Here is a 23,874-nt window from a genome sequence, read left to right on the forward strand (position 1 = left end):
TACGACGTTAAGCTTCAGATCCCGCTAGCGAACAGGCTAACGCTCTTCAAATCAACTTGCGTGACGGATTGTGACACTCAAGACTATTTATGCTTTTTCTCCAGGGACTTCTGCCGAAATGCGGTAGCCCATTGTTCCTTGATGACCTGACGGCCACGGCCCAGCGCAAGGGCGTCCTGGGGGACATCGTCCGTAACGACGGAGCCGGAGCCAACATAGGCGCCCTTCCCGATCGAGACCGGAGCGACGAGTGAGGAGTTCGATCCGACGAAGGCGCCCTCCCCGATCTCCGTCCTGTACTTGCCGAAGCCGTCGTAGTTGCAGGTGATCGTGCCGGCCCCGATGTTCACCTCCGGCCCGACGGTCGCATCGCCCAGATAGGTCAGGTGCCCGACCTTCGCGCCTGCGCCCAACTGGGAGTTTTTGATCTCGACGAAGTTACCGACCTTGGCCTTCGGACCGACCACGGCGCCCGGTCTGAGGCGGGCGAACGGGCCGACCGCCGCCCCCGCGGCGATGCGGGCGCCCTCCAGATGGCTGAAGCTGTGGATCACCGCATGGTCCTCGATCACGACCCCCAGGCCGAACACCACGTTGGGCTCGATCACGACATCCCGGCCGATCTTCGTGTCGTGGCTGAAAAAGACTGTCTCTGGTGCGATCAAGGTCGCACCGCCGGCCATGGCGGCGTGACGAAGGCGCTCCTGCATCATGCGCTCCGCGGCCGCGAGCTGAGCCCGGTCGTTCACCCCGTGGACCTCCTCCTCCGCCACGGTCACTGCGGCCGTCCTATGCCCTTGAAGACGCGCGATCGCCACGATGTCGGTGAGATAGTATTCGCCCTTGGCATTCTGATTGCCGACCCGGTCGAGGAGATCGAGAGCCACGTCGCCCCTGATGGCCATCAGGCCGCCGTTGCAGAGAGTGATCGCCCGCTCGGCCTCGCTGGCGTCCTTGTGCTCCCGGATGTCCAGAATCTGATCGCCGGCCATGATGAAGCGTCCGTAACCTGTCGGGTCCCGCGCCTCGAAACCGAGCGCGACCACGGCCGCCCCTTCGGCAAGCGGGCGTCGGAGCGCCACCAGGGTCTCGGCGCTGACGAGGGGCGTATCGGCATAGACGACGATGACGTCGTCGGGCTTCTTCTCGAGCGCCGCCCGCGCGCTCAGGACGGCGTGCCCCGTTCCGAGCCTTTCCCTCTGCACGAAGACCTCGGCTTCGGGCATGATCGTTCGAGCTTCCCGCGCGACATCGTCTCGGCCCGGACCGACCACGACCGCCACCTCGGTCGCCCCGACCGCCATGACCGTGGCCACTACGTGCCCTACCATCGAGCGGTTCGCGACCTCATGGAGAACCTTTGGCCGGTCGGACTTCATGCGGGTGCCCTCGCCTGCCGCCAATACGATGGCGAGGCAGCTTCGGGCGGAAACCGAGGTCGGGGAGTCGGGCGATGTCATAACGCTTCAGTTCCTTGCGGTCTCGGGAGCAGCTAGCTCAGAGTGAGTAGTTCGGCAATCGTTCATCCAGGAAAGAGCAGGATGAGGACATCACCTCGTTTACATCACGCTTACGATTGTCGATATGTATACGGTTTCCCACTGTTTGGCTTAAAGAGCCACGTTCTTACAAGAGTATCGCTGTGCCGGTTCCGCCGGGGTCGTCATCCCCCTATCTCCCTCGTCGGCGCGACATGCTGGCCTATCTCGGCGCGTCGGTCGCCGGGCTTGCAGTCGCGCCAGGTCTTCGCGCCCAAACGCCCCAGGCCACGATTTATGCACGGATGGGCGATAATCAGCGCTTCGATGCTGCAGCTGTGGTCGATCTTGCGCGGCAGCTCGCCCGCAAGCCGTTCGTGCCGTTGCCGAACGATCTGCCCGACTTCTTCTCGAATCTCTCCTACGAACAGTATGTCGCGATCAAGTCGAAGCAGGCGCCGATCTGGAGCGGCGAAGGTCGCGGAATCGCCGTCGAACCGCTGCATCGGGGATTCGTCTTCACGAACCCGGTCGACATCTATCTCGTCGAAGACGGCGCCGTGCGCCGGGTCGGCTACAACCCGTCTCAATTCGACTACGGGCGCCCGAACGTTCCGAACAACATCGGCGACATCGGGTTCTCGGGCTTTCGCCTGATCGCCACACCGAGCGAAGGAAAGCCGTTCGACTTCGCCCTCGTCCAGGGCGCGACGTTCTTCCGGGCCGTCGCGAGGGGGCAGAATTTCGGCGCAACGGCGCGCGCTCTGACCCTCAAGCCCGCAGATCCGAAGGGGGAGGAATTCCCGGTTTTCCGCGCCTTCTGGCTTGAGCGTCCAGCCCCCGGCAGCAACAGCATTACGGTTCACGGGCTGATCGACTCCGAATCGACCTCCGGCGCGGTCCGCATGACCTTCCGCCCCGGGGACATGACGATCATCGACGTCGAGACGACTCTTTTCCCGCGCGTGAACCTCGATCACGTCGGCCTCGGCGGCATCGGCTCGACCTATTTCTACGGACCGAACGACCGACGCAGCGCCGACGACATCCGGCCCGCCGTATACGAATCATCGGGCCTTCAGATGCTCAACGGCCAAGGCGAGTGGCTGTGGCGCCCGCTGCACAATCCCGAGGCGCTTCAGATATCGGCCTTCGTGGACGCCGCCCCGCGCGGCTTCGGCCTTCTCCAGCGGGACCGCGCCTACGAGGCCTTTCAGGACGATGACCAGCGCTTCGAGCGCCGCCCGAGTCTCTGGATCGAGCCGCTGGGCGACTGGGGTCAGGGAAGCGTCCAGCTGCTGGAAATTCCCACGGACGCGGAGATCAACGACAACATCCTGACCTATTGGCGGCCCAAGGCTCCGATGGCGGCGAATTCCGAAATCGCCTTCGCGTACCGGCAGTACTGGTGCTGGGTGCCGCCGGAGCGGCCGCCCCTGGCAGCCGTATCGGCGACCCGGGTCGGGCGCGGGACGAGCGGCCGCCGCCGGCGCTTCGCCATCGATTTTTCCACGGAGGCCCTGGGTGACAATTTGCCGGCGGACCTTAGATCCGTCTTAACAGTTACTCCGGGAACGTTCCAAAACCTCAAGAACTGGGTCTATCCCGAGCGGAAGACGGTACGAGTCGCTTTCGAGCTTGACCCAGGAAACGAAAACGCGTGTGAGATGCGCCTGATCCTGGAAGCAGGCGGAAAACCGATTAGCGAGACATGGCTTTATCGTTGGACACCATAGGTCCCGATTCGAACAAATCCGGCCATCGGCGGCATGAACCGATCATGCCGCCCGAAAAGCACCTCGACATGCCGACGCAGCACCTGCGGCGCTGGTCGGACGCTCAGGTGCGCCGTCCCGTGCGCCGGCATCCGCGGCTCGGAACGTGGCTCGCCCGGTTGTTCGTCTTTGGCGGCGGCCTTCTCCTGACCGCCTACGGCACCTATGAGATGTATCAGGTCGTGTCGGTCAGCCGCACGACGGTCCTGCAGTGGGCCCTCGTCGCGCTCTTCACGGTCAACTTCTCCTGGATCGCCATCGCGTTCACCAGCGCCGTCCTGGGCTTCTTCGCCCTGTTGCGGAAGCCAGGGTACTCGGGCGGCCTGCCGACATCGCTGTCCCAGCGGACCGCGATCGTCATGCCGGTGTACAACGAGCAGACGTCACGGACCTACGCGGCGCTCGAGGCCATCTACGAAGAGGTCGAGGCCACCGGGCTCGGCGCGCATTTCGACTACTTCATCCTATCCGACACCACGCATCCGGATGCCTGGATCGCGGAGGAGCGGGCATTCCTGGCGCTGCGTGAGCGCCTGGGGCCCGGCGGGGCGCGCTTCTTCTATCGCCACCGCCCGAAGAACTATCACCGGAAGGCCGGCAACATCGCCGACTTCGTGACGCGCTGGGGCGGCCACTACGAGCACATGCTCGTACTCGACGCCGACAGCCTCATGACCGGCGAGTGCATCACCCGTCTGGCGGCCGCCATGGAGGCCGATCCGGATGCGGGCATCATTCAGTCGCTGCCGCTCATCATCAACCGGAACACCCTCTTCGCCCGCCTTCAGCAGTTCGCGGCCCGCGTGACCGGACCGGTGATCGCCATGGGGCTCTCGGTCTGGATGGGACGCGACGGCAACTACTGGGGCCACAACGCGATCATCCGCACGGCGGCTTTCGCTGCGCATGGCGGCCTTCCCGATCTGCGCGGCAAGCCGCCGCTGGGCGGCCACATCCTGAGCCACGACTTCGTCGAGGCGGCCCTGCTCCGGCGCGCCGGCTGGGACGTCTACATGCTGCCCGATCTCGGTGGGTCCTACGAGGAGAGCCCGCCCTCCCTGATCGACCTCTCCGCCCGCGACCGCCGCTGGTGCCAGGGCAACCTCCAGCACATGCGGGTAATCGCGGCGAAAGGGTTCAAGCTCGCGACGCGGCAGCACTTCGCCACCGGCATCATGTCCTATCTCGCGTCGCCGTTCTGGCTCTTCCAGCTGATCGTCGGTATCGCCCTGGTGCTTCAGACCACCTACATACGGCCAGAGTATTTCGCCCGCGACTTCCGGCTCTATCCGATCTGGCCCCGGTTCGATCCCGAGCGCGCCCTGGCGCTTTTCGCCCTGACCATGGGCATCCTACTCGCTCCCAAGATCTTCGGCCTTCTTCTGATGCTTCTGCGCGGTCAGGAGCGTCGTGCCTCGGGCGGCGCATTCCGGCTCGTGATCTCGTCCCTGATCGAGATCATCCTGTCGGCGCTCCTTGCGCCGATCATGATGCTGATCCAGTCCGGCTCGGTGTTCCAGATCCTGCTCGGCCGGGACACGGGCTGGCAGCCCCAGCGCCGGGATGACGGCTCGATCCCGTGGAAGGACATTGTGCGGCGCCACCGTTCGCACACGGTGCTCGGGGCGTTGGCAGGCATCTCGGCCTTCCTGATCGCCACGTCGCTGTTCCTCTGGATGTCTCCGACGATCCTCGGCCTTCTGCTGGCGATCCCGCTCTCCTGGCTCAGCGGCCAGCTCGGCGCCGGCCTCGCGCTCAAGCGGATGGGACTGCTGCTCACGCCGGAGGAGCACCAGCCGCCGACGATCGCGACGCGGGCGAACGAACTGCAGGCCCGCAATGCAGCCCTCGGCTTCGACGACGAAGATGCCCTTCGGGCGATCTATTCCGACAGCGAGCTCCGGGAGCGCCATGTGGAGATGCTTCCCGCAGCAGCGCCTCGGAAGCGCGGCGAGATCGAGACGGACCGGGCTCTCGCGGAGGCCAAGCTGGCCGATGCGGAAACCATCGACGATGCGCTGGGCTGGCTGAAGCAAAAGGAGCGCATGGTCGTGCTCCACGACCGCGCCCTCCTCGACCTCCTCGTCCGCCTGAAGGGTAAGCCGGCCGAAGCCCAGGCGGCGGAATAGGCCTCTGCCTAACCGCCCGCTGCTGCGACCCCGCCGATCTGCGGCATAGCCTTTTCGAGGTCCCCCGCCACCTCGCTCAGGGCCCAATCCCGGAAGGCCTGGATTTTGGCCGAACGCCTACGGGCTTTCGGGTATGCGAGCCAGTAGCTTCGGTCCGCCGTCACGACCAGATCGAACGGCTGGACCAGGCGGCCTGCCGCGAGATCGTTGGGGAAGAAATAAGGGTTGACCATGGCGAGCCCCTGCCCCGCCATGGCGGCCATGCCTTCGAACTGCTGCGCACCCAGCGAATTGTCGGGCCGGTCGGAGAGATCCACATCCGGCAGGCCTGCTGCCGAGAACCAGTCCCGCCACCATGGGTCGCTCGGCGTCAGGATCGGCAGCTTCAGAAGGTCCGCCGGTTCCCGCAGATCCACCGTCCTGATCAGGTCGGGACTGCAGACCGGGGTGAACTGGTTCGGGAACAGAAGGTGGGTCTCGACCCCGGGCCAGTCGCCGGTCCCGCTCCGAATCGCGATGTCGAAATCGCTCTTCGCCAGGTCGATGACTTGCGTAGAAATATCGATCTGAACGGCGATGTTCGGGTGAAGCTGCTGGAAGCGGCCCAGCCTGGGAACGAGCCAGGCGGATGCAAATGTGGTCAGGGTGGTGATCGACAGGACGGACTGGACCGCCTCTTCCAGCCCGTCGAATGCGTCCCGCAGTGCCTCGAAGGCTTCCGTCACCGCCGGCGCGAGCTGTCGTCCCTTGGCCGTCAGCACCACCTGCCGCGGCAGCCTCGTGAACAGCGGTGCTCCGACCCGATCCTCCAGCATCTTGATCTGATAGCTGACGGCAGCCTGCGTCATGCCGAGTTCCTCGGCCGCGCGGGTGAAGCTCTGATGGCGCGCCGCCGCCTCGAAGACACGGATGGCGCTCATGGGGGGAAGTCTGGACATGGATGATCCATAAGGTTGGCTTATGCCAGCCCTCCGGCTTTCGCTTTGTCAAGGCGCCGCAATGGGAGCACCTTGAAACAGCACGGGCCGAGGACGGAATGCCTCGGCGGCCCATAGAAATCGGTAGGCTGTCATGAAATACGATGATGTCCGCCGCCTCCGCGGCGTCGACGGCGTTTGGTTGCGCCTGAAATTCTGGCTGAACAGGGAACCGATTCCCCGCCGGCCGATAATCGCCAACTTGAGCCACCTCTCCGACCACCAGCGCCGTGACATCGGCCTCGATGAGGAGCTGCGCTACGTAGACTGGCGCGCCCTTCGAGCCAACGGCTGGCGCTGAGGCGCCGGACGCGACCGGTGAAATCGCCTTTTCGGGTCCGGCCCGATGCATTCTCTTAAGCCGGAAGCATCGTCCGAGCGGACCTCCGGTTCCGCGAAGGCTCTAGGAGGTCAGGCGGCTGGGCTTCAGCTCGCCACTATGCTCGAGGAGCGAGTGTGCGGTTGCGGCGATATGAGCTTCGATGCGCTTGAGATCGCGCACGATGTCGAGCTGTAGCGCACTCGTGTCGCCTATGGATTTCCCCGAACGCAGCTGCTCGAGATTGCGCTGCGTGATGGTGCGCTCGAGATCGCGGAAACGCTCCTTCTCGGACACGAGTCGGCGGGCCGAGTTGAGGTCCTGGAACATCAGCACCGAGGCGGCAAGCTGAAGGTGTTCCAGGAGCTTGGCATGCATGTTGTCGATGTCCGACAGGCTGTCCTTGGGCAGGCGCAGATGGTTCCGGATACGCTTGGCGGCGAGCTCCATTAGGTTCTTGTCGATGATGTCGCCGATGTGTTCGAGGTTGATGGCGAAGGCCAGGATGTCGGACAGCCGTCTCGCCTCCTCGTCGCTCAAGGCCTCGTGATTGATCGAGCTGAGATAGCGGCGGATGGCGGAGTACAGGCGATCGACCACGTCGTCGGTCTGGCTGATCGCTCCGACACGGCTGATGTCGTCCTGATGGAACAGGTCCTGCGACCCTCGTAGCATCGTCTCGACCGTGTCGGCCATCCGCAGCACCTCCCGCGCCGCGTTCGACAGGGCCACGGAAGGGGTGTCCAGGGCGTCCGTGTCGAGATATTGGGGGACGCCGGGGTCCGATGCGCGGACCTTCTCCGGAAAGAGCCTGAGCAGCAGCGTGGCGATCCATGGCAGCGGCAGGATGAAGATCGCCGCCACGGCCAGGTTGAACAGCGTGTGAAAGTTGGCCGCGAGCCTCGCCGGGTTCGAATCGATCAGGTTCAGGTAGGGCAGGAGCAGATCGATGAGCGGAAGGGTCGCCGCGCAGATGAGGAGCCGCATCGCGAGATTGCCGAACGGCACCCGCAGCTTGACTGGGTCTCCGCCGGTACCCTCCAGCAGCGGATTGAGCGAGCTGCCCAGATTGGCACCGAGCACCATCGCGAGCGCCGAGTGAGGATCGATCACGCCGGCGCTCGCCAGTGACATGATGAACAGGAGCGCCGCGACGCTGGAATGCGCGGCCCATGCCAGAACGGCAGCGAGCATGACGAGAATGAGCGGGTCGGGCGCGATTGCGGCGAGCAGGCTCTTCAAGACGACCGATGATTCGATGGGGTGAATCGTTTCGGAGAGCAGGTGCAGCGAGAGCAGCATCAGGCCGAGGCCGATGGTGACCCGGCCGAGATCCCGCGCCTTGCTCGTGGAACCTCGACGGAACGCCATGTACCCGCCGAAGATCAGGAACGGGAAGATCAGGGTGATGTCGAAGGAAAGCACCTGGACGATCAGGGTCGTGCCGACATTGGCGCCGAGCATCACCGCCAGTGCGGGGATGAGGTCCACGGCGCCCCCGGCCGTGAAAGATGCCACCATCAGGGCGGTGGCGGTGCTGCTCTGAAGCACCGTCGTCACCCCGACGCCGGCCAGGAAGGCCCGCAGCCGCGTCCGAAGCCCCACGCCGAGAATCCAGCGCAGATCGCTCCCAAAGGCCCGTTGAACTCCGCTATTGACCATGTTGATACCCCACAGCAGCAGGGCAATCTCACCGAGGAGGTGGATCAAGACGGAGGTTGCAGACATTCATTCCTCTAAGTGGCGGGCCGGAAACTCGATCGATCTGCTTAGTCCGCCTGTGACGATCCCGCAATCAGGTTGCCGGCTAATTATGCGATCGTACGCCGATTCTTTCCCGATTGGAGGGTGAAATCAGGGTTCACCCAAGGTCATGCTCGGGTTGGGGCGTGCGGCAGCGCTAGCGCATCGTGCGGAAAAGTGGACCCGGTTTTCCGCACGAACGATGCGCCGCTAAATAAGTGGAGCATCGGAATCGATCCCAAAAGTGGAGTCCACTTTTGGGTCCGATGCTCTAGGCCGCCGGCAGGTGCAGCCACTCGACGAAAGCGTTGATGATCAGGTTTACGGACAAGGCCGCGAGGATCACGCCCATGATCCGGCGTAGGACATTCGTGCCGCCCCGGCCGATCAGGCGTCCAATTCCGTCTCCCAGGAGGAAGATCACCAGCATCATCGCAAGAACGACACCAAGGACGGCGAACGTGACCGTTTGCTCGGGGATCGTGAACCGGTTGTTGTCGGTCAGGATGATGATGGCCAGCATGGCCCCGGGACCGGCGATGATCGGGGTCGCGAGCGGATAGATTGCCGTACTGAGCGCGGTGCCGGCAGGCTCCAAGGGCGACTTCGCCGCCGCGTGAGGTTCGCCGAGCACCATCGTGAGCGAGAACAGGAGCAGGATGATGCCGCCCGCGATCTGGAACGAGATGAGCGATATGCCCATGGCATGGAGTACGAACTGACCGGCGATGCCGAAGAACAGCAGGATGAAGAACGCGAACACGACGGCCATCACGGCGGCGCGCCGCCGATCGGCACGCTCCAGTTCCGAGGTTGCCCCAAGGAACAGCGTCAGATGACTTATCGGGTCGAGCATGGCCCAAAGCGTGAAGAACTGGTTCACGATGAGATTCTGATCGTCCAACATGCGACTGTTCCATTTTGCTGTTGGACCTCTTTAGGTCGGGAAGCTTGCGCCACGATGAGGCAGGCGGCACAACCGGGTCGAGCAACGGCGCTTTCACGAGCAGGAGGGTTTCGCGCGATGGCAATTCCGGAGACGATGCGACAGATCCGTTTCGAGGGTGCAGGCGGCCCCGAGGTCATTCGGCTCGAAAACGCTCCGGTTCCTCGTCCAGGACCCGGTCAGGTCCTGATCGAGGTGGCGGCTGCGGGCGTGAACCGCCCCGATTGCATCCAGCGCGCGGGTGCCTACCCTCCCCCGCCTGGAGCAAGCGATATCCCGGGGCTGGAGGTATCCGGCCGGGTCGTCGCGCTTGGCGAAGGGGTCATGTCCCTGAATGTGGGTGACGAGATCTGCGCCCTCCTCTCCAGCGGCGGCTATGCGGAATATTGTATCGCGGACGAGGCCTTGTGCCTGCCGGTTCCAGGCCCATTGTCTCTCCTCGAAGCTGCCGGCGTTCCGGAGACCTACTTCACGGTCTATGACAATGTCTTCACGCGGGGACGCCTCAAGGCCGGTGAGGCCTTCCTGGTCCATGGAGGCTCGAGCGGAATCGGATCGACTGCGATCCAGCTCGCCAAGGCGGCAGGTGCTACCGTTTACGCGACCGCAGGGTCACCGGAAAAATGCGCGTTCTGCCGCTCGCTGGGCGCCGACGAGGCCATCGACTACCGGGCACAGGATTTCGTCGAGGAGATCCGCCGTGTGACGGACAAGCGCGGGGTCGACGTGATCCTCGACATGGTCGGCGGATCCTACATCGCCCGCAACATCTCGGTCCTGGCCGTCGAGGGGCGCTTGGTGCAGATAGCCTTCCTGCAGTCGAGCAAGGCCGAGATCGACTTCAGGCACATCATGGTGCGGCGCCTCACCGTCACGGGATCGACGCTGCGGCCCCGTTCGGTCGCGCTCAAGGCCGCCATCGCGGATGGACTGCGCCAGAACGTCTGGCCGCTCCTCGAAGCCGGACGCGTGCGGCCCGTCATTCATGCCACGTTCCCGCTCGAGGAGACCCGGGCAGCCCATGAGCTGATGGAGTCCAGCGCCCACCAGGGCAAGATCCTCCTCGAGGTGCGCCGCGCATGACTTTCGTCCGCTCCGGTGCCTAGTTCCTGAAAAGGAGGCGCGGCGCGAGAAAGCCCACGCCCGTGATGAGACAAGCCATCACGACGAGGACGCCGCCGACCGGCAAGACCGCGAGTGCGCCCCCGACGATCAGGGGGCCGGCTCCCTGTGCGGCGAAGATGCAGAACGCGAAGAGCGCGACGGCGGAGCCTGTCGCTCCGGGCGCGAGCTCGGCCGCATGGGTCTGAAACTTGTTGTGGAGCATGAAATAGCAGAGCCCCAGCATCATGAAGGATGCCACGTTCCATGCCCAGGGCAAAGGAAACGCGAAGATGACCAGTGCAAGGCCGCTGCCGAGCCCGCCGATGCGGCTCATCCTCGTTGGTCCGAGAACGCGGATGATGCTCCGAACGGTGAGCGCATAGAGCACGCCGCCGAGGCCGAACCCGCCTAGCACGAGACCGGCTTCGAAGGCGCCGGTCCCGAAGCGTGCCGCAAGAATGGCCGCCACGAACGGGAACGTCCCGTATGCGACGGTCGCGCCGATGAAGACCATGGCGAAGAACAATGGGGCCCGGTGGGCCGATAGGATCCTTCCATAGGAGCGAAAGATCGGACGTCGCGCGCTTCCTGTCCGCTCGGGCTTCTCCCTGGGAAGCGCCCGGAGCGCGATTGTTGTCGCCATTCCCATGAGGACGGCCGTGACGAGGAACACGGCCCTCCATCCGAGGAGGGCCGACACGATCCCGGCCGCTGTCGCCCCCAGCATCTGGCCGAGGATCGACGCGATCAGGAAGCGGCCCAGCGCCACCTGCCTCTCCGATGCCTCCACGCTGTCGCTCAAGGCCGCGATCGCCAGTGGGATGATGCCCCCCGCTGCGAAGCCCGATATCCCTCTCGCAACCGCAAGGGACGGAAAGCTCGGTGCCAGGGCGCAGAGGACGAGGAGGACGGTCACGAGACTCCCGCACAGGAGGATCAGGCGCATCTTGCCGAAGGAATCCCCTGCCGGCCCAAGGATGGGCTGACCGAAGGCATATGCGAGCGCAAAGGCCGTGACGAGAAACGAGGTTGCGGCGAGAGAGACGCCGAACTCCGCGGACAGCATAGGAACCATCGGGTCGACGATCCGGATGCCAAAGCCACTTGCAAACGCGCAGGCTCCCAGGGTCGCGGCGAGGCGGTTCATCGTCCGGCTGGAAGGCTCATGTACGGCGCCTTCGCACTTCCCGGATCACGGCGGAGTTGTCCCAATCGCCCTCCCCGTTGGACATACAGCCCTCCAGGACACCCAGGAGCACTTCGGCCAACGGCAGACGCTGACCGGCACGATTGGCTTCCTGGAGGATCAAATGGACGTCCTTCCGGCTCTGGACGATCTTGCCCTGCGGGGTGAAATCACCCTCCAACATCTTCTGCCCCTTTACGTCCATGATCTGCGAATAGGCGGCGGACTCACGGGCGATGGACAGGAAACGCGACGGATCGAGGCCGATGCGTTCGGCGAAGGCAAGGGACTCCGCAAGCGCGAGCCGGTTGAGGCCGAGCGCAAGGTTGATGGCGAGCTTCGCCCTGCTCCCGTCACCTGCTGCGCCGACATGGACGTGTCGCGGGTAGATCGCGGTGAGAACCTCCCGGCATTGCTCGGCTACGGCCGGATCGCCGCCGATCAGCCCAAGACCTTCGCCTTTGGCGACCTGACCGCTGCTCCCTGAGACCGGCGCGTCCAGGAACGACGAACCACCGTCTCGGACACGGTCCTCAATTGCGGCAATGGTCGAGGGGTCGCAGGTCGCGGTGCAGAAAATGGTCAGGTGCCGGTCGGCCGTGAGGAGGCCCCCCTCGCCTTCGATCACCTCCGCGACCTGCTCTCCGGTGAGGACTGCAATCAGAACGGTATCGCATCTCTCCGCAACTGCGCCGATCGAGGGTGCGGGCATGCCCCCGATCTCCTCGAGGGCCCGGCGCTTTGCCGGATCGAGGTCGAATCCGACAACCGGAAATCCGGCGTTCAGCAGACGCTGCGCCAGAGCGCTCCCCATGAGGCCAAGTCCGATCAGGCCGATCGCTTGCGGCATTGGATCTCCCCTCTAGACGGCTGGCGCCGGGATATCGGACGCGGACGCCCCGAAGGCCTCTTCCGCCATCAAGGTCTCCATGACCCGATAGAGCGTCGTGAAGTCACGATCCGCCATGCCATGAGCCAGCGCACGGGACAGGAGGCGCTCCGTCAGCAGGGCGTAGTGGCCCGAGAAGCTCATCTCCCGCTGCATCTCGACTGCCATGGCCAGATCCTTTGCCAGGTTCGAGACCGGAGAGCGCCCGTCAAACGTTCCAGAGATGATGTGGTTCGGGAACCGTGCCTCGCTGATGAAGCTCCGTGCATTGCCCGCATTCAGCACGTCCACCGCATCCGACAGGCGGATGCCTGCGCGTTCCGCCATGCGGCAGCCTTCGCTCGTCGCGAGGAAAATGGTGTGGCAGATCATGTTGTGCACGAGCTTCATCATGTGCCCGGAGCCGGTGGGGCCGAGATGAAAGACCCGTGCCGCAACGACGTCGAGAACCGGCCCGATGCGGTCGAGGTCTGCCGCGCGCCCCCCCGTCATCAGTGTCAGCCGCCCCTGATCCGCCGCCTGCGCCCCACCCGTCATTCCGGCATCAAGATAGGCCCGGCCGTGGCCCGCCGCGATGGCGGCAAGACGCTTCGTCGCCTCCGGATGGGAGGTCGTGAGATCCACCAGGACCTGGCCTCGGGCCTCCATCGAGAGGATGCCTTGCGGTCCACTCAGGCACTCCTCGATTTCGGCGCTGCCCGGAAGGACGAACAGAATGGCCGAGCACACCCGGGCGAGCTCGGCTGGTGGGGCAAACGCAACCTGATCCGACAACCCGGCGTTGGCCCTGGCGCTTTCGCCTACGTCCCAGGCGCCCGCGAGCCGGCCGGCAGCATCCAGCCGCCGTGCGATGCCTCCTCCCATGCGGCCAAGGCCAATGACGCCCACATCTCGCATGTTCGTCATGCCGGCTTCGTCGAACCTCCGCGCATGAGGCTGAGCAGCGGCGTGAGAGCAACGAGAGCCGCCACTCCCAGCAGCGCTGCCGACAGAGGATGCTGAACGAAGATCAAAGGATCTCCCGCGGAGCTGATCATAGCCTGCTGAAGCGAGCGCTCCAGGATCGGACCGAGGATCATTGCGAGAACCAGGGGCGCGGCCGGAAACCCGGTCTTGCGCAGCAGGTACCCGAAGATCCCGAACCCGATCATGACGCCGACGTCGAAGGTGGAGTTATGAACGCTGTAGGCCCCGACGACGCAGATCACCACGACGACGAGAGCCAATAGGCTGTACGGCACCTGCAGGAGCTTCACCCAGAGCCCGACGAGCGGCAGGTTCAGCGCGAGCAGCATGACGTTGCCCAGATACATGGAAGCTACGGCGCCCCAGAAAATGTCCGGATGCTCCGCGATGAGCTGCGGCCCTGGCCTGATGCCGTGGATCATGAGCGCCACGAGGATCATGGCGATCGAGGCATTGCCAGGAATGCCAAGCGTCAGAAGCGGGATGAACGACGAGACCGACGCCGCATTGTTGGCGGATTCCGGGGCGGCGACACCCTCGATGGCGCCGTGACCGAACTGCTCGGGGTGCTTGGAGATCTTCTTCTCCACCGCATAGGACACGAAGGAGCTGATGATGGCCCCTCCTCCCGGCAGAATGCCGATGAAGAAACCGAAGAACGATCCGCGGGCGATGGGAGCCCAGGCCCGTTTCCAATCCTCCCGCGTCGGGAAGATGCTCTTGATTCCAGGTTTCACGGCAACCGGTTGCTCCGGAGACTCCAAGTTGCTGAGAACTTCCGCGATCCCGAACAGACCCATGGCGACGACGACGAAATCCAGTCCGTCGGTCAGGTTCGAACTTCCGAAGGTGAAGCGCTCTGCCCCGAACACGGGATCCAAACCAATGGTCCCAAGGAGAAGCCCGAGAACGGTCATGACAAGGCCCTTCAGGGCAGAGCCGCCCGAGAGGTAGACCGCCATGGTGAGGCCGAGGAGAACGAGCGAGAAATACTCGGCAGGTCCGAACCGAAGTGCGAAATCCGCCAGGATCGGGCTGATGAGCGACAGGCCGAGCACTCCAAGGGTACCGGCAATGAACGAACCGATCGCCGCGATGCCCAGAGCGGCACCCGCTCGTCCGGCCCGCGTCATCCGGTATCCGTCGAGGCAGGTGACGACGGAGCCGGCTTCACCCGGAATGTTGAGGAGGATCGAGGTGGTCGACCCGCCATACATGGCTCCGTAGAAAATACCCGCGAGCATAATCACGGCCGAGACCGGCTCCATGCCGTAGGTCAGCGGGAGCAGCATGGCAATGGTCGCCGGAGGGCCGAGCCCCGGCAGCACACCGATCGCGGTTCCGAGGACGGCGCCGAAGCCCGCATAAGCCAGGTTCCAGGGAGACAGCGCGACGGCGAATCCACTGGCAAGATTTTCCAACATCCTCGCGTGCCTCTAGTGACCGAACAATGCGCCGAGAATTCCCTCCGGCAACGGCACGTCCAGCATCCGATCGAAGAGAAGATAGCTGCCGATCGACAGAAGGACGGCCGGCAGCAGAGACCGCAGTCCGAGACGGACACCCAGGACCAAGAGCAACACGACCGAGAGTGCAGCGGTCGCGAGCACGTAGCCAAGAGGATCGAGCATCACGACGAAGGCGACAAAGCCCACGGTCGCGAGCAGTGGTCGTCGCACCTCCACGAACGGCTCGCCACCCGAGCTCTGCCCGCGCCAGTCCTGAACGAGCAGGAGGGATGAGAGGACGACCAACCCGACGCCTCCCAGGAACGGGAAGAATCCCGGCTGCGGCTCGCTCGGTGTTCCGATCTGGAGCTGGACCGCCCCGACGATTGCTCCCAGACCCAGCAGGAGAAAGAACCCTCCAGCGATCAAATCGCCGGACTTGAGGCCACGATGCTGCACGGTCCGGCCCTTACTTCTTCAGGGAAGTACCAAGTTCCTTGTGGAGCTCGAATTCAGCGCGCCAGACCTTCCCGAACTCGTCCGGCCCCAGATACTGAATGCGGTCGCCGAAGGATTTGATCATCGCCTGAACGGTTTTGTCCTCGGTCATCTTCTTGCAAGCATCGGCGAGCTTCTCGATGACAGGACGAGGCGTACCTTTCGGCGCCAGCATTCCGCGCCAGAGATAGTAGACCACGTCGACGCCCTCTTCCTTCGCGGTCGGAACGTCCGGGAAGCTCGGGTCACGCTCATCGTCCAGAACAGCGAGCGGTCGCAGCTTGCCCGACTGAATGTAGGAGATGAAGGTCGTGGTCGGATTGATGGCGACATCGACATGTCCGCCGAGAAGCGCGAGGGTCGAAGGTCCGCCTCCATCATGCGGAACATTCCGGCTCTCGATCCCGGTGATCTTCGAGATCTGCTTCCAGGTGAGATCGGCCTGGCTCCAGGGGCCTGCATTCCCGAACACGAGTTTGCCCGGATTGGCCTTCGCCCAGGTAATCATCTCCTTGAACGTCTTATAGGGAGCGTCGGGCTTCGCCGCGACCATGACGGGGCTGTAGTTGATGCGGCAGATCGGATCGAGATCGTTCGGCCCTTTCGAGCGTCCTTCCACGGCCGGAAGAGTCGTGCTCCAGTTGGGTCCCCCGAACAGGATCGTATACCCGTCCGGTGCGGCCTTGGCGACTTGATCCGATCCGATGGCTCCACCCCCGCCCGGCTTGAGCTGGATGATGATCGGCTGTCCGAGATACTCATTGGCGACGCTCGTGACGGCACGTGCCGTCATGTCGTGCGATCCGCCCGCCCCTGAGGGAATAATCAGCGTGATCGGCTTGCTCGGGAACTCCTGCGCCGATGCCGTGCCCCAGCAAAGAACCGCTGCAAGTGCAGAGACTGCGGCGATGCCGCACGTGCTTGCCAACTTCATTGACCTTCCTCCACTTTGGTCGTTCTTCTGTTCCTCCTGCTTTGATGGTGAGGAGGTTGATCGGTCCGGCCTGGCGTGGGCTCGGACACGCTTCGGATTTTTGGGGCTCGCGCGGTGCAGAAGTTCTGCTTCTCCGGAGCCGCGGAAAAGATTGCGTTGCCGTTCAACCGGATGTCAATTGTTGAGTGCCACTGGATCTGCGCGGCGAAATGCGAACGACTGTTCAGTGACCCGGTTCGCTTCGTGATGTCCTTTCCTGAACCCAATGCCCGCGCAATCAGGAGCCTGCGGTCATTTCCTAAAAGATCAGTGTTGCCAAAGACTTTCGGGGAATCTCACACAGGCTTCTCTGCGGTCGAACCAGGAGCGATGAATCACGAAAACAGATTACAAACAGCAGATATTATAATGGACGCAATGACTCGGCAGGGCGCACCAAGCAATGTAGCACAGCCGTTGTTGCGAACGGCCAGCGCGAGGGCAGAGCATGCAGATTCGTCTGTCAGGATATCAGGGGCCGGCATCGGTTCACACGCGCGGTCTCCATGACCTCGCCCGCCGTCTCTCCTCGGAGGGTTGGGAAACACAGGTTCAGGAGGATGTGACGGCGGCCGGACAAGCGGCGAAGGCTCTTTTCTCCGGTGTCGAGAGCGAGGATGCGCAGATCTGCTACATGGCATCCGGCTACCTGACCGCTCGCGTGCCGTCGCTCGCGGTTCTCGACCTGCCTCTTACGGTTCAAGACCGCTTGGCGGCACATCAGGCCTTGGATGGCGAGGCCGGACGGATTTTGTCACATGAGATCGAGCGGATGACAGGCTTGCACGTCCTCGGCTTCTGGGACAATGGCCTTCGTCATATATCGAACCGCACGAGGCCCATTCGGTCTCCGGAGGATTGCTCCGGTCTCGTCATCCGAACCCTGGACAACGAGCTATACAAAAGGACCCTTCGCGCATTCGGATTTCGCCCGGTGGTGACGGACGTCCGCGAGCTCCGTCAGGCCGTCGTGAACGGGACGGTCGATGCTCAGGAAAATCCCCTGACAAACATGCTGAACTTCGGGATTCACGAACACCACCGGCATCTCAGCCTCACCGGACACATCTTCGGTGTCGCTCTGCTCGTCTGTCGTGCCTCTTGGTTCAGGGCACTGCCGCTGGACGTATCCACTGCCCTCTCCCAAGCCGCCGCAGCCGCGACACGGATGCAGCGTCAGCTCGCCCTGGAGGAGGATCGGATCGTCCTGTCCCGGCTTCTGGAGTTCGGCGTCGAGATCGTCTCTCCGGATGATCTCCAGATGGCGGACTTCCGGAGTATGGCGGCTCCCGTCCTCGCCGCCGCAATGGCGGAGATCGATCAGCCGCTCATGAGGGCCTATTTCGGAGACCGGACGTTCGTCCCTTTGAACTGACGCTCAGATTTGCTCCTGAGGCATCGATGCCGTGGCGCCATGAGACGATCCATATGGGCCCACCGCGTCTGGCGACGTCCGGCTGGATCACGCCTCGTTGTCGCGCAGCGTCGGCGTCCCAACCCTTCGATCGAAGGTAATAGCCCACACCTCGTCGCCGTATCCTCCGCGAGCGAGATGGATCACTTGCATTGACACTCCAATTTTTTTGTTTTTCAATCGATAAATAAGAGCAATGGGAGGAAGCTCATGCCGCGATCCGTGAACCGCGCCGCCATCTACGAGGCTGCCGACAAGCTGTCCAACTGGGGGCGGTGGGGTAAGGACGACCAGATCGGGACCCTCAACAACGTCTCCCCGGAGGACATTGTTTCGGCCGCGAAGCTGGTCCGCAAAGGCAAGGCCTTCGCTCTCGGATTGTCGTTGAAGGAACCTATCCAATCCGGGCTCTTCGGGGGACGCTGGAACCCGATCCACACCATGCTGGCAACGGGCACGGACGCTGCATCCGGCAACCAGGACGATCCTGCGCCTTATCTCCGCTATGCGGACGACGCCATCAACATGCCGTGCCAGGCCTCGACCCAGTGGGATGCGCTCTGCCACATCTTCCTCGACGACAAGATGTACAACGGATACGACGCGAAGCTGGTCGACGCCCGGGGTGCGAAGAAGCTCGGAATTGAGAACGTTCGCGACAAGATGGTCGGACGTGGCGTTCTGCTCGATGTCGCGCGCTGGAAGGGTGTCGATTCGCTCGATGACGGCTATGGCATCACCAACGACGATCTCGAAGGGTGTGCGGCAGCCCAAGGCATCGAGATCCGCAAAGGCGACTTCGTCATCGTGCGGACGGGCCATCAGGAGCGCTGCCTCGCCAAGGGCGATTGGTCGGGCTACGCGGGTGGCGATGCGCCCGGCTTCGCTTTCGAGACCTGCTATTGGATCCGGGAGAAGGACATCGCGGCGATCTGCTCCGATACCTGGGGGTGCGAGGTGCGCCCGAACGAAACGAGGGATGCCAATCAGCCCTGGCACTGGGTAGTCATTCCAGCGATCGGGATTTCGATGGGCGAGATCTTCTATCTGAAGGAACTCGCCGAGGACTGCGCCGCAGACGGTGTCTACGAGTTCTTCTTCATCGCACCGCCGCTCCATCTTCCGGGCGGCGCAGGCTCGCCGATCAATCCCCAGGCCATCAAGTAGGCACTCATGACATCGGCCGCACGGACGGCGTTCTGCCAACAGCACGTCGTCAGCGCCGGACCTCGGCGAGCATTCGTACGGCCAGAGCGGCCAATACGGTTCCCATGAGCCACCTTTGGACACCGAGCCAGACGGGGCGCCCTGCCAGGAACACGGCGATCCAACCTGCTGCACAGGCGATCGCCGTATTGACCGTCACGCTGATGGCGATCTGCAGCGAGCCCAGCACGATCGACTGAGCTAGTACGCTGCCGGCGGCAGGATCGACGAATTGCGGCAGCAGCGACAGGTACATGACGGCGATCTTCGGATTGAGCAGGTTCGTCACGAAACCCATGAGGAACAACCGTCGCGGACTGTCCTGCGGGAGATCGCGTACCGCGAAGGGAGACCGGCCTCCCGGTCGAACCGCCTGCCAGGCAAGATGGAGAAGGTAGAGCGCTCCACCTATGCGTAGTGCGTCGTAAGCATAAGGAACCGCGAGGACCAGAGCGGTGATGCCGAAAGCGGCACAGAGCATGTAGACGACGAATCCGAGCGCCACGCCCGCGAGCGAAATGAGTCCGGCCGCCCTTCCCTGGCAGATCGAGCGCGAAACGAGATAGATCATGTTGGGACCGGGCGTCAGCACCATGCCCAGCGCGACGAGACCGAAAGCCAACAGATTGGAGACCTCAGGCATGGCGAACCTCTCAGCCTGCCGATGACGCGTGCCAAACCGAAGCGAGCGCAAAACCACCGGGCAACACCCTTATGCCCTCCGGCCCGCACCCGGACAAGATTGCACGGTTGCCAGCCCGGCCGGTTTCCGGCCGCTATTCACCGAGATGAAATGTGACTGCGCCTGCTAGAACGAGGAGCATCGCCAGGATCTTCATTGGGCTGATCGATGTCTCTCGAAGGCCCCAGAGTCCGAAGCCGTCCGCCGTGACAGCTCCGATCATCTGCCCCAAAATGACGGAGAGCAGGAATAGCACGCTTCCCGTCTTTGGGACGACCAAGAGGCTTCCAACCACAAAGACAGCGCCCGTAATGCCGCCTATCCAAGTCCACCATGGCGCCGTCGCTGCATGTGACCAATCCGGTTTATCTTTCACGGTGAACAGCGCGAAGATGACGACGAGAATCACGCTCATGCCGATCGAAAGGACGGCTGCCAGCGCTGGAGATCCAAGGCGGCGAGCGGCTTCGGCATTCACCGGGCCCTGCCATGTGAGAAAGATGCCCAGAACGACGCAGACAAGGATCAGGGGGATTTTCGCGATCGACCCGTCCATCATGCCCAATGCCCCCGCTCTATCTGAACTCCATCAATAAAGTGCAGGAGGGATAGTTGCTCCGCCTTTATTTTTCACATGATAAATGCACTATGTGCAATGCTTCGGTCAACGGTTGCGTCGTGTAGTCCGCGTCCCCAGGGAGCTTGAGCCGTGAACGGCTCGGTGGAACCTCGGAAGTGAGATGCGACGGACGCTCGAGGGAGGAACAGCGGAATGGATTTTGAGCAGCAAGCAAAAGCTCTCGACCAGGTTGGGGCGCGCACGGGAAGCCAGCCTCGGATGGTCAACGCAGCGATCATCGGGCTCGGCTGGTGGGGGCGCACGATCGCACGTGATCTATCAAAGAGCGATGTGATCCGACCGGTTCTCGGCATCGACCCTCTCGAGGGCGGCCGACAGGTTGCTTCTGAGTTTGGGCTGAGGACGTCGGCTAGGTTTGAAGACGCGCTTGAGGATCCGAGCATCGATGCCGTGGTCCTCTGCTCGCCCCACCGCTTCCATGCCGATCAGATCGTGGCCGCCGCCAGAGCCGGAAAACACGTTTTCTGCGAAAAGCCGCTCTGCACGACAGGGGCGGATGTCGAGCGCGCGGTCGCCGCTGTGCGGGAGGCCGGAGTCCAGCTCGGGATCGGACATGAGCGGCGCTTCGAGCCGTCCGTCATCGATCTCCGCAATCGCTTTGCAGCAGGCGAGTTCGGCACGGCACTCCAGATCGAAGCGAATTTCAGCCAGGACAAGTTTTTCGCATTGCCGCCGGATAACTGGCGTCTTTCTCCGGCTGAGTCGCCCGTTGGACCGCTTTCGGCAACCGGAATTCATCTCGTCGATCTGTCGATCGCGATTTTTGGGCAGCCGAAGGAAGTCTGGGCGCGATTGTCGACCCGCGGAAGCTCGTTCGCCAATGGGGACACGCTCGCCATCACCATCGGCTTTCAGAACGGCGCCACCGCACTTCTCTCGGCGATTCTTGCGACGCCGTTCGTCGGACGTATGGCAGTCTATGGCTCGAAGGGATGGATGGAGATTCGGGATCGGACCCATCCCGAGAACCCGACGGGCTGGGATGTTACGACCGTTCATCGTGGCGGGGAGCCGGAGACGGTCTTTGCTGCGCCGCATCCGGCTGTCCGGGACAATCTCGAAAGCTTCGCCGGAGCGATCATCGGCACAGCGCCATACCCCGTGTCGCACGATGAGATGATCGCCAACGTCCGAACATTCGAGGCGATCTCCCGCTCGGTTGCGAGCGGCCTGATCGAGACGATCTGAGGAGCATGGAGGGTGCCTTCGGGCGCCTTATGCAGCAAAAGCTTGCTGCAGGACGTTATCCTGAAGCGGAGAGAGCCCATGCCGGTTCAAAAGCGTCGCGCAATCATCATCGGCGGCTCCATGGGAGGACTGTTCGCGGCCTTGCTTCTGGAGCGCATCGGTTGGGACACGCACGTCTTCGAGCGTGTCACCGCGGAATTGTCCGGGCGCGGAGCGGGAATTGTGACGCATCCTGAACTTGTCGAGACTCTGGCGCTGGTCGGGATCCACCCCGGAGACGATTTAGGCGTTCCGATCGAGGAGCGCCGAACCCTTGGCATCGACGGAGATGTCATCGGCCGCTATCGCTGTCCGCAGATTGCGACATCCTGGAACCATCTGTTTCAGATGCTGCGGAACGCCTATCCGGCGGAGCGATATCACCAGGGCAAGGAACTTGTCAGGATCGAGGAGCATTCGGGCGGAGTGACTGCCCATTTCGCGGACGGGTCCTCGATGGAGGGCGATTTGCTCCTCGGTGCGGACGGCATCCGCTCCGCGGTTCGACAGCAATTTCTCCCCGATGTTCGGCCCGTCTACGCGGGATACGTCGCCTGGCGAGGATTGGTCGAGGAGAGCGCCCTGCCTCAAGCGGCTCTTCAGGACCTCTTTCCCTATTTCGCCTTCTGCCTGCCTCCCGGGGAGCAGATGCTCGGATATCCTGTCGCAGGAGCAGGCAACGATCTCCGGCAAGGCCACCGCCGCTACAATTTCGTCTGGTACCGCCCTGCCGACGAGAGTGATGAACTGCGAAGGCTTCTCACGGACGAGAGGGGCCATACCCACTCCGGTTCCATACCGCCGCCCTTGATCGCAGCCCGCTCCATCGGGGAGATGCGCAGCCACGGCGAACGTGTTCTGGCCCCTCCTTTCCGTGAGCTCCTTCGGGTGACGGAACAACCATTCCTGCAACCAATCTACGATCTTGAGAGTCCACGGATGGCATTCCAACGCGTTGCCTTGATCGGGGATGCAGCCTTCGTCGCCCGGCCACACGTCGGCGGCGGCGTCGCAAAGGCAGCTCACGATGGAATGGCACTTGCGCAAGCACTTTCGACGGAAGTGGATGTCGAGAGCGCCCTCAACCGCTTCGAGGCGGAAAGGCTCGCGATAGGACGCCGGATCGTGGATCAGGCGCGGCGTCTTGGCTCCTATATGAGGACACGTTTTGAATCGCTGGAGGAGCGGCAACTTGCAGAACGTCACCAGACCCCGGAGGCCGTGATGAACGAAACCGCGCTGCTGACTTTCCTGCATGGGGCCGATTTTGGTCAGGCAGAACGTGTTCAGGCGACTATGTGAGGAAAAACCATGAAGATCGGCATCGCTGGCTTGGGACGCATGGGTACGGCAATCGCGGAGCGGTTGCTGGAGGTCGGTCGAGACGTCGTGGTGTGGAACCGCAGCCCCGAGAAGCTGGCGCCGGTCGCTGCAGCTGGCGCGGAGCAAGCAAGCGACCCAGCGGAACTGGCCAAGAAGGTGGATGTCATCATCACGATTCTGACGGACGCTGATGCGATCGATGCGGTATACCGTGGCCCCGGGGGGCTGCTCTCGGCCGGTCTGGCGAACAAGCTCGTGATCGACATGAGCACGGTCCGGCCGGAGACTGAAATCAAGCTTGCAGTCGATGTGCGAAAAGCCGGTGCGGCCTTTGTGGAGTGCCCTGTCGGAGGCACCACCGGTCCGGCAAGGACCGGGAAGCTCATTGGCCTGATCGGCGGAGAGAAGCAGGACATTGCCCGCGCCAGCCCGATCCTGGAGCAGCTTTGCCGCCGCCTTGACCATGTCGGCCCGATTGGGGCTGGAGCGAGCATGAAGCTCGCCATCAACCTTCCCCTGCTCGTCTTCTATCAGGCGTTGGGAGAGGCCTATTCCCTTTGCCGTCATATCGGTCTCGATCCCTCCGCGATGATGGACATCTTCGCCGACTCGTCAGGCGGAGCAAACGTCCTGAAGGTACGAAGCCGAGCGATCGCTCAAGCCCTCACGGGCGAAGAGTTCATTGCCCCCTCCTTCGACATCGATTCGATCCGGAAGGATCTCCGTACCATGCTGGCAGAAGCCGAGATGCGGGGCATCGAACTGCCGCTGGTCGAACGAACGCTCGCGATATACGACGAGGCAAGCCGCTCCGGATGGGGACAGCGGGACGGCTCAAGCATTCCCGCCTATTGGGCGACCCGTTCCTCCGATTGAAATGCCCGCAGCCTGAGGAACAGCGCCCCGGCTTGACAGCGATGGCTGCCCGCAGTCTAGTTGATAATCATTCGA

Annotated in this window: 21 protein-coding genes; 9 read left to right on the forward strand and 12 right to left on the reverse strand. The window is 63.2% G+C overall.

What is annotated here, in order from left to right; genetic code table 11:
- Positions 1–83: 83 nt before the first annotated feature.
- Positions 84–1,460, reverse strand: coding sequence for a bifunctional UDP-N-acetylglucosamine diphosphorylase/glucosamine-1-phosphate N-acetyltransferase GlmU (gene glmU, locus DES45_RS19640; RefSeq protein WP_114771739.1), 1,377 nt, complete (start codon positions 1,458–1,460; stop codon positions 84–86).
- A gap of 323 nt (positions 1,461–1,783) precedes the next feature.
- Here glmU and DES45_RS19645 point away from each other — a divergent pair, with 323 nt between their 5' ends.
- Positions 1,784–3,214, forward strand: a complete 1,431-nt coding sequence (locus DES45_RS19645; RefSeq protein WP_114771825.1) for an OpgD/OpgG family glucan biosynthesis protein — start codon at positions 1,784–1,786, stop codon at positions 3,212–3,214.
- On the forward strand, positions 3,190–5,382 hold the full coding sequence (mdoH, locus tag DES45_RS19650; protein WP_114771741.1) for a glucans biosynthesis glucosyltransferase MdoH: 2,193 nt from the start codon (positions 3,190–3,192) through the stop codon (positions 5,380–5,382). The genes DES45_RS19645 and mdoH overlap by 25 nt, the downstream gene beginning before the upstream one ends.
- A gap of 8 nt (positions 5,383–5,390) precedes the next feature.
- On the opposite strand, the gene gcvA is transcribed toward mdoH, so the two are convergent.
- Entirely contained in the window at positions 5,391–6,320 is a 930-nt protein-coding gene (gcvA, locus tag DES45_RS19655; RefSeq protein WP_114771742.1) for a transcriptional regulator GcvA, read from the reverse strand.
- A 133-nt stretch (positions 6,321–6,453) separates the two neighbouring features.
- On the opposite strand from gcvA, the gene DES45_RS19660 reads away from it, so the two are divergent.
- Positions 6,454–6,660, forward strand: a complete 207-nt coding sequence (locus DES45_RS19660; protein ID WP_114771744.1) for a DUF1127 domain-containing protein — start codon at positions 6,454–6,456, stop codon at positions 6,658–6,660.
- Between the two features lie 102 nt (positions 6,661–6,762).
- On the opposite strand, the gene DES45_RS19665 is transcribed toward DES45_RS19660, so the two are convergent.
- Both DES45_RS19665 and DES45_RS19670 read right to left on the reverse strand, forming a co-directional pair.
- On the reverse strand, positions 6,763–8,406 hold the full coding sequence (locus DES45_RS19665; RefSeq protein WP_114771746.1) for a Na/Pi cotransporter family protein: 1,644 nt from the start codon (positions 8,404–8,406) through the stop codon (positions 6,763–6,765).
- 286 nt (positions 8,407–8,692) lie between these two features.
- On the reverse strand, positions 8,693–9,328 hold the full coding sequence (locus DES45_RS19670; RefSeq protein ID WP_114771748.1) for a MarC family protein: 636 nt from the start codon (positions 9,326–9,328) through the stop codon (positions 8,693–8,695).
- Positions 9,329–9,445: 117 nt separating this feature from the next.
- Here DES45_RS19670 and DES45_RS19675 point away from each other — a divergent pair, with 117 nt between their 5' ends.
- A complete protein-coding gene (locus DES45_RS19675) occupies positions 9,446–10,450 on the forward strand; it encodes an NAD(P)H-quinone oxidoreductase (protein WP_114771750.1) in 1,005 nt (334 codons plus the stop codon).
- Positions 10,451–10,469: 19 nt separating this feature from the next.
- Here the strand turns inward: DES45_RS19675 and DES45_RS19680 are convergent, their stop codons facing one another.
- The 6 genes from DES45_RS19680 to DES45_RS19705 are packed head-to-tail and all read right to left on the reverse strand — an operon-like array spanning position 10,470 to position 16,392.
- Positions 10,470–11,618, reverse strand: a complete 1,149-nt coding sequence (locus tag DES45_RS19680; RefSeq protein ID WP_114771752.1) for an MFS transporter — start codon at positions 11,616–11,618, stop codon at positions 10,470–10,472.
- A gap of 16 nt (positions 11,619–11,634) precedes the next feature.
- The gene (locus DES45_RS19685) at positions 11,635–12,507 is read right to left on the reverse strand and encodes an NAD(P)-dependent oxidoreductase (protein WP_114771753.1); all 873 of its coding nucleotides are present in this window, start codon (positions 12,505–12,507) and stop codon (positions 11,635–11,637) included.
- Positions 12,508–12,519: 12 nt separating this feature from the next.
- The gene (locus DES45_RS19690; RefSeq protein WP_114771755.1) at positions 12,520–13,452 is read right to left on the reverse strand and encodes an NAD(P)-dependent oxidoreductase; all 933 of its coding nucleotides are present in this window, start codon (positions 13,450–13,452) and stop codon (positions 12,520–12,522) included.
- Positions 13,449–14,936: a tripartite tricarboxylate transporter permease gene (locus tag DES45_RS19695; protein ID WP_114771757.1), complete on the reverse strand. Its 1,488-nt coding sequence runs from the start codon at positions 14,934–14,936 to the stop codon at positions 13,449–13,451. The genes DES45_RS19690 and DES45_RS19695 overlap by 4 nt, the downstream gene beginning before the upstream one ends.
- Before the next feature lie 12 nt (positions 14,937–14,948).
- Positions 14,949–15,419: a tripartite tricarboxylate transporter TctB family protein gene (locus DES45_RS19700; protein WP_114771759.1), complete on the reverse strand. Its 471-nt coding sequence runs from the start codon at positions 15,417–15,419 to the stop codon at positions 14,949–14,951.
- A gap of 10 nt (positions 15,420–15,429) precedes the next feature.
- On the reverse strand, positions 15,430–16,392 hold the full coding sequence (locus DES45_RS19705; protein WP_114771761.1) for a Bug family tripartite tricarboxylate transporter substrate binding protein: 963 nt from the start codon (positions 16,390–16,392) through the stop codon (positions 15,430–15,432).
- Positions 16,393–16,879: 487 nt separating this feature from the next.
- On the opposite strand from DES45_RS19705, the gene DES45_RS19710 reads away from it, so the two are divergent.
- Positions 16,880–17,806, forward strand: a complete 927-nt coding sequence (locus DES45_RS19710) for a TRAP transporter substrate-binding protein (RefSeq protein WP_114771763.1) — start codon at positions 16,880–16,882, stop codon at positions 17,804–17,806.
- A 249-nt stretch (positions 17,807–18,055) separates the two neighbouring features.
- Positions 18,056–19,012, forward strand: coding sequence for a cyclase family protein (locus DES45_RS19715; RefSeq protein WP_114771765.1), 957 nt, complete (start codon positions 18,056–18,058; stop codon positions 19,010–19,012).
- A 49-nt stretch (positions 19,013–19,061) separates the two neighbouring features.
- On the opposite strand, the gene DES45_RS19720 is transcribed toward DES45_RS19715, so the two are convergent.
- Both DES45_RS19720 and DES45_RS19725 read right to left on the reverse strand, forming a co-directional pair.
- Positions 19,062–19,694, reverse strand: coding sequence for a LysE family translocator (locus tag DES45_RS19720; protein WP_114771767.1), 633 nt, complete (start codon positions 19,692–19,694; stop codon positions 19,062–19,064).
- 133 nt (positions 19,695–19,827) lie between these two features.
- Complete coding sequence (locus DES45_RS19725) at positions 19,828–20,292, reverse strand: DMT family transporter (RefSeq protein ID WP_114771769.1); 465 nt, start codon at positions 20,290–20,292, stop codon at positions 19,828–19,830.
- A gap of 213 nt (positions 20,293–20,505) precedes the next feature.
- Here DES45_RS19725 and DES45_RS19730 point away from each other — a divergent pair, with 213 nt between their 5' ends.
- The 3 genes from DES45_RS19730 to DES45_RS19740 are packed head-to-tail and all read left to right on the forward strand — an operon-like array spanning position 20,506 to position 23,799.
- The gene (locus DES45_RS19730; RefSeq protein ID WP_245571802.1) at positions 20,506–21,561 is read left to right on the forward strand and encodes a Gfo/Idh/MocA family protein; all 1,056 of its coding nucleotides are present in this window, start codon (positions 20,506–20,508) and stop codon (positions 21,559–21,561) included.
- Between the two features lie 12 nt (positions 21,562–21,573).
- Positions 21,574–22,902 (forward strand): FAD binding domain-containing protein, encoded by a 1,329-nt coding sequence (locus tag DES45_RS19735; protein WP_342633537.1) that lies wholly within the window; start codon positions 21,574–21,576, stop codon positions 22,900–22,902.
- A gap of 9 nt (positions 22,903–22,911) precedes the next feature.
- Positions 22,912–23,799 carry an NAD(P)-dependent oxidoreductase gene (locus tag DES45_RS19740; protein ID WP_114771773.1) on the forward strand — a complete coding sequence of 296 codons (888 nt, stop codon included), beginning with the start codon at positions 22,912–22,914 and terminating at the stop codon, positions 23,797–23,799.
- Positions 23,800–23,874 lie beyond the last annotated feature (75 nt).

This window comes from Microvirga subterranea (assembly GCF_003350535.1).
GTDB lineage: Bacteria > Pseudomonadota > Alphaproteobacteria > Rhizobiales > Beijerinckiaceae > Microvirga > Microvirga subterranea.